Below are 5957 nucleotides of genomic sequence, written 5' to 3' on the forward strand. Positions count from 1 at the left end.
GACCGAAGACCGAAGACCGAAGACCGAAGACCGAAGACCGAAGACCGAAGACCGAAGACCGAAGACCGAAGACCGAAGACCGAAGACCGAAGACCTCAAAAGGTACTCAGTAAAAATACTATTCGCCGCAGTAAAAGTCAAGTTTTTCAAATAATTCGGCACTGCTTCCCTCTGTCTATTTAGTTCGGTTGTAGTCAAAACTTTCAATAAAATAATATTTGTTTTACAGCGTTCGCCTGAATTTTTTATTTTTCTGAATTTTTGTCTGTACGTATTTTATGATAGAAACAGGTTTAAGCCCAAGTGAAGTATTCCGTACTTCTCTTTTCGTAGTTCAAGTAAAATATATTTATTGTCATACTTTAACAAGCGAAAAACTGCAAAATAAAAAAATAAAGCCGCGTTTATTTACAGTCAAACAAAAAGAAATAACAGAATTTTGTTATTTTGCAAAAGGCTCATTTCGCCTAAAGTAAAGAAAAATGTTTATAGGAATGTTTTTGCGTACAGTTTTTCCGAACGGTTTTATATTACTGTTGAAATTAAAAATCTCAAACGGCGATAAGAAGTAAAAATGAAGAATAGCAAAAACACAAACAAAAAGTTTACTGAAAAAAAGTTCACTGAAAATTCTTATCCGCTTATAAGTCTAATGGCTGCATTGTTCATTTACGGTTGCGCCACGCAGGAAACACCGGCGCCGTCTTCGGCGACAATCGACTATTACTTTTCATACGATACTTCGTTTGCAGAAAATGCTGAGGTAAAGTTTTCTACCGGTAACGCCGATTGGACTATAGAAAAGGCGGGAATGATAGCGGGTGAAATCGGTATTCATTGGGAAGAAGCGAACACTCCCAGAAGTGCAGACCCGATTTGCGCTTCGCTGCGTCATGACGTTCCGGGAGGAAAAATTTCACCAAAAATTTACGGATATTTCGCCGTAGATTTGTTGAAGCCGCAGCATATTCAAATGTTGAAAGTAGAACCCGGAATATATTCGCATATCCACATGGTTATAACAAACGAAAACAATGCCAACGCTTTGGGTTCTTCGGTTACAAGAATAGACAGTTTCCCCGAACTCAAACAAAATCGGTCATATTACGTTTCTGGGAAAGTTTCAAAGGATGAAAAAGAATATCCGTTTGAACTTTATACGACACAAACGTTTGACGAAAACACTATGGGCGATATGATGTTTCGCATTCAGATATTTGAAAACGAACTCTATTCGTTTTTCGTTTCACCAAAATTACAATCGTGGTTTTCTCCGATAGTGTTTGAGACGCTTAAACCTAACGAAAACGGCATTGTCTTGATTAACGATGAAAACAATTATTCTGCGGCATACGCTTTTCGGCAGAAATTTACCGATTCAAACCCTATGGCTCTGGCGATAAAGAAACAATTATGAATATTATAAAAGCAAATTACCGACACAAGATTTGCACCGTTTTTGCGGTTGTAATAACAAGTAACACATGTTTACAGGCGCAGCAAACCATAGATATGGGGACGATGTTTGTGCAGGACAGCGTAACATTATTGACTAAGTCGGAAGATAAATTTGGAGTTGTCGATACGGTTTCGCGAGACGAAATAGAAAAGACGACCGCAACAAATCTGCTGGACTTGCTTGACGGAAAATTAGGCGTTAGAAAGAAAGTTGACTGTTCGGTTTGTAACACCGCTCACATTCGCCTTTTGGGGCTTAACGTGGCTTATTCACAAATCCTTGTTGACGGTATTCCGGCTTATTCGGGGCTTGGAAACGTGTATGGAATAGAACAGATTCCTCTTGTAAATATAGATAACGTACTTATCATAAAAGGCGCTTCAAGTGTAAGACACGGAAACAATGCTATTGCAGGCGTAGTGGATATTATTCACAAACCGATTCCGTTCAACACTAAAACCTATTTCAAAGTAATGTTGGGGCATCACAACGAGCAAAATTACGACGCTTATTTTTCTACTTATTCCGAGAAAACGCAAACCGGCATACAGGTGTCTATGGGATATGCCAATTCACCGCGTATAGATATGGATAAATCGACTCCTATGATGGACATTGCGGAGTTTGACCGTGTAAATTTTTCAATGCGACTTTCGCAGGAAGTTAAAAATACCGAACTTTTTGCAAACGCGCAGGTCGCTTACGAAGACAGATTCGGAGGAACACAGTCGTCTTCGCGCAAATGGATTGGGTCTTTCCAGTCCGAAAGCGTTTATGTAAACGAATGGGGCGATAGCGTATTCCAACCGCTTGTTTATCAGGAATATGCAAAAACAAAACGCGTAAATTATGAAATCGGAGCGAAAACGCAAGTCTCGCCGATTATCGTAAATGAAAGCCGTGTAAATTTTATTCAGCATTTCCAAGACAGTTATTACGGCTATCTGTCGCTTGAAGCGTTGCAGAATATGCTTTTTGCCGTGTCGGATTTTCATTTTGATTTTCTGCGAAACAAACTGCTTGCCGGAGCAAGTTTCACATATGACAAATTTTACGACGACCGCTCAATCGGTTCGCATTTATATACGATTCCGGCTGTGTATTTACAGGATATTTTTGTGATCAACGACGAATATCTTGATATGTCTATAGGATTGCGCGGCGACTTTCACAACGTTCACGGACTTATTTTGTCACCACGATTTGCGCTTAATTATTATGCCAATCACCATTTGAATTTTAAGGCTACGGCGGGCAGAGGATTCAGGACGTTTAATTTGTTTTCCGAAAACCATTCGGCTACGACAAGCGACGTGTATTATTTGGAACCTACCGACAATCTTCGTCAGGAAAGTTCATGGACGTTCGCCTTAAACACGCAGTATTCGCAATTCTGGAGAGTAAACTGGGGAATTACCGCGGAGTTTACCGCTTACCAGACTATGATTTCGGACTATATTCAGGCTCATTATTTACGGCAATACACGCTTGACGGGCGGCAAATCGTTCGATACGAAAACCTTGACGGAACGGCGATAACACGCGGGCTTGAAGGCGCAGTTCGTTTTTCTCTGCCGAAGGGATTCGCGGTAGAAGGCGGCGGAAATCTGTTTAATTTTGAATCCAAGAAAGGGACAGAAAAGAATTTTGCGTATTATTCTCCAAACTACACGGCGCTTGCTAAAATTGAGTGGAACGAAAGAAAATCCGGCGTAGGTTTGTCTTTTGATTGGAATTATACGGGAAAACAATTGCTTCGCGAGGTGCGTTTCGGACAGAAACTTGTTAAAACACAAAGATACGGCAGTCCGTATTCGACTTTCAACGCCCAAATAGACAAAAAGATTTCAAGATGGACGATTACTGCGGCGTGTCAAAATATCGGCGATTTCTATCAATCGAAAATCGAACCGATTTTCTATGTGGACGGCTGGTATTACTTAACGACTTCTGTGTGGGCGCCAATCAAAGGACGGACTTTTTACGGAGGAATAAGGTTTAATTAAGAATTATCGGTTTTATAGATTTGGTTTTTTGTTTAACATTTTAAGTAAAGGAGTTTCTAAATGAAACGATTAAAGAGTAGTTTGGCGGTGTCTGTAATAACCGCAATGTCGGCGATAGCGTTGTTTGTCGGTTGCAGTAAGGACGAGGAACAAAAAAATGAAAAAACGATTAATGGGATTGAGTGCGTTTTGGTCGAAGCGGGAACTTTCTGGATGGGAAGTCAGGCGAGTGAAAGAGCAAAACCCAATGACGAAGTTTATCATCAGGTAAAAATAACAAAAAGTTTCTGGATAAGCAAATATCCTATAACTAACAAACAGTACGGCAATCAAATTCCGGGCATGGATAATTTCCCCGTTACCGATATTTACTGGGACGAAGCGGACGATTTTGCTAAAAGCAAAGGCGGACGCTTACCTACGGAAGCCCAGTGGGAATATGCGGCAAGAGGCGGTAACAAAAGTAAAGGATATATTTACAGCGGAAGTAACAATCTTGACGAAGTCGCATGGCATAAAGATAATTCGGGCGGTTCAACGCATGAAGTCGGGACTAAAAATCCAAACGAACTGGGAATATACGATATGACCGGAAACGTTTACGAATGGGTCAGCGACTGGTATGACGATTACGATGTGGAAGAAAATGGTTTGCGAACCGACCCTGTATTAGACAATCCCGCTTACGGCGAAATGAAGATATTTCGCGGTGGATACTATAACACCGACGACAATACCTTCAACGGTGCGGGTAATGCGAGAAAGGAATGTCGTATCGCATATCGTGAGGCTTGTTACGATGTTGATTCGAGATTGCGGCATGACGCAAGCATGGCGGGGATTCGTATAATTTTTGATCAATAAATACTTGTTTTAAGTTTTACCGTAAAGGAAGTCTGTGAATGGAGCGATTAAAGAGCAATTTGGCGGTATCTGTAATAACCGCAGTGTCGGCGTCGGCGTTGTTTATTTTTGTCGGATGTTCCGGCAATGACGATAAGGCGGTTGAGTTTACGATTACTTACGATGCAAATGTAACAAATTTTGCAAAAACAATACCTTCTAACGTTACGGTTAAAGAGGGTGAAAAAGTGACACTTGCAGGAGAAAGCGATTATTTTAACCGTCGAAGCGAAAGCCTGTATCTTACCGTATGGAATACCGACGCGGCAGGGACGGGAACATCTTATAATCCTTCACAGACTATTACTCCTACCGGCAATTTAACGCTTTATGCGCAATGGAGTGTAAATTCGCCTGCCGCCAAAGCGCGTATAACGTTTTACGGCGGAGAAAAAAGAATAGGCGACGACCTTCAAAACCGCAATCAGTTATACAATGAAGACGGAACGTTTAATTGGTATTCTAACGCCGCTCACAGAGTGTTTGGTTACGGAGGAATTACCGTTGAAGAAGCGTATATGGTATTGAAATATCCGACGGTTACGGCGACTCACGAAGGCAGTGCCAGAGGTTTAAGACATGCAGGCGGAACGTTTACGCTCGGAGACATTGGCGACCATTCGGTAGGTCCTACGTATGCCGTCAAATTAACCAATTTTTATCCATCGCGTTTGGGAACAATTGAAATAGACCCGGGAGAATACGGCGATCCGTTGGTGCGGGTTTTCTGGCCCGGCAGCGACGGAGTAAACGCCAATGTGTGGTGGGATGCGATGGTAGATGTAGATAACGGTGCAAAAGCCGCTTTGAAAGCCGCAAACGCCGGATATGTTTACAAGGGTAAAATGAGTTTTTTGACCTTTGATACCACACAAGTCGGCGAGAACACCGTTATTTCCGTGAAAGACTCCATAGTATATGATTATGAAATACGCGGCAGAAAAGAAATTGGTCCCATACCATTACCGACACGTCAGCAGACTCAGCAGAGCGGACAGGTTATGCAATGGGATCTTGCCGGAGGTGACGAACTTCAACTTAACATTCTTACGCATTCGAATCGCTGGATGAGTCGTTATCAAGAACTTCAGGTGTATAAAGATTTGGATATGCTGGATACGCTGGATGGCACAGCGGACAGAAAAATTTTAATCACTCCCGAGACTATGGTTAATTATTCGCTCAGAGTATATGACCCTGATCTTGTCAGCGATACAAATCGTAATAATTTTCCTGTCGCAGGGAAAACTCTATCGGATTTGATTGACGACGAACTTTTCCGACCTGCCGATGTCGATAAGAATCTTGGACAGAGATTAGGTTTTGACTTGTATTACTCCAAACAATACAAGAGGTGATTCTTTTGGTATTTTACTTAGCGGTTTCCGCTGAGATTCAAAGGTTCGACAATAAAATTAGTATAAAAAAAAGAGCATGGAAGCCCGTGAGGGTTTCCATGCTTTGCGAGATGCCGGCAACGACCTACTCTCCCATCAAGTCGCCCTGACAGTACCATTGGCGAAAGTGAGCTTAACTTCTGTGTTCGGGAAGGGAACAGGTGTATCCTCATCTCTATAATCACCGGCAAA

The 5957-nt window shown here is 41.9% G+C and carries 4 protein-coding genes and 1 rRNA gene; 4 read left to right on the forward strand and 1 reads right to left on the reverse strand.

Annotation, left to right across the window (positions count from 1 at the left end; genetic code table 11):
• The first annotated feature begins 574 nt into the window (after positions 1–574).
• Genes LBH98_01815 through LBH98_01830 form a run of 4 tightly spaced genes read left to right on the forward strand, consistent with a single transcriptional unit; the run spans position 575 to position 5726 of the window.
• Entirely contained in the window at positions 575–1417 is an 843-nt protein-coding gene (locus LBH98_01815) for a hypothetical protein (GenBank protein ID MDR0303494.1), read from the forward strand.
• On the forward strand, positions 1414–3465 hold the full coding sequence (locus LBH98_01820; protein MDR0303495.1) for a TonB-dependent receptor plug domain-containing protein: 2052 nt from the start codon (positions 1414–1416) through the stop codon (positions 3463–3465). Before LBH98_01815 ends, LBH98_01820 begins: the two co-directional genes overlap by 4 nt.
• Positions 3466–3525: 60 nt before the next feature.
• Positions 3526–4329, forward strand: a complete 804-nt coding sequence (locus LBH98_01825) for a formylglycine-generating enzyme family protein (protein ID MDR0303496.1) — start codon at positions 3526–3528, stop codon at positions 4327–4329.
• Positions 4330–4367: 38 nt separating this feature from the next.
• Positions 4368–5726 (forward strand): InlB B-repeat-containing protein, encoded by a 1359-nt coding sequence (locus tag LBH98_01830; GenBank protein MDR0303497.1) that lies wholly within the window; start codon positions 4368–4370, stop codon positions 5724–5726.
• A gap of 111 nt (positions 5727–5837) precedes the next feature.
• On the opposite strand, the gene rrf is transcribed toward LBH98_01830, so the two are convergent.
• Positions 5838–5954: ribosomal RNA gene (gene rrf / locus LBH98_01835) — 5S ribosomal RNA — on the reverse strand.
• Between the last annotated feature and the right edge of the window lie 3 nt (positions 5955–5957).

Source organism: Chitinispirillales bacterium (assembly GCA_031254455.1).
Taxonomy (GTDB): Bacteria; Fibrobacterota; Chitinivibrionia; order Chitinivibrionales; family Chitinivibrionaceae; genus WRFX01.

Coding starts and splice junctions, on each gene's coding strand:
- LBH98_01815 (MDR0303494.1), top strand. CDS start 575: ATGAAGAATAGCAAAAACACAAACAAAAAGTTTACTGAAAAAAAGTTC.
- LBH98_01820 (MDR0303495.1), top strand. CDS start 1,414: ATGAATATTATAAAAGCAAATTACCGACACAAGATTTGCACCGTTTTT.
- LBH98_01825 (MDR0303496.1), top strand. CDS start 3,526: ATGAAACGATTAAAGAGTAGTTTGGCGGTGTCTGTAATAACCGCAATG.
- LBH98_01830 (MDR0303497.1), top strand. CDS start 4,368: ATGGAGCGATTAAAGAGCAATTTGGCGGTATCTGTAATAACCGCAGTG.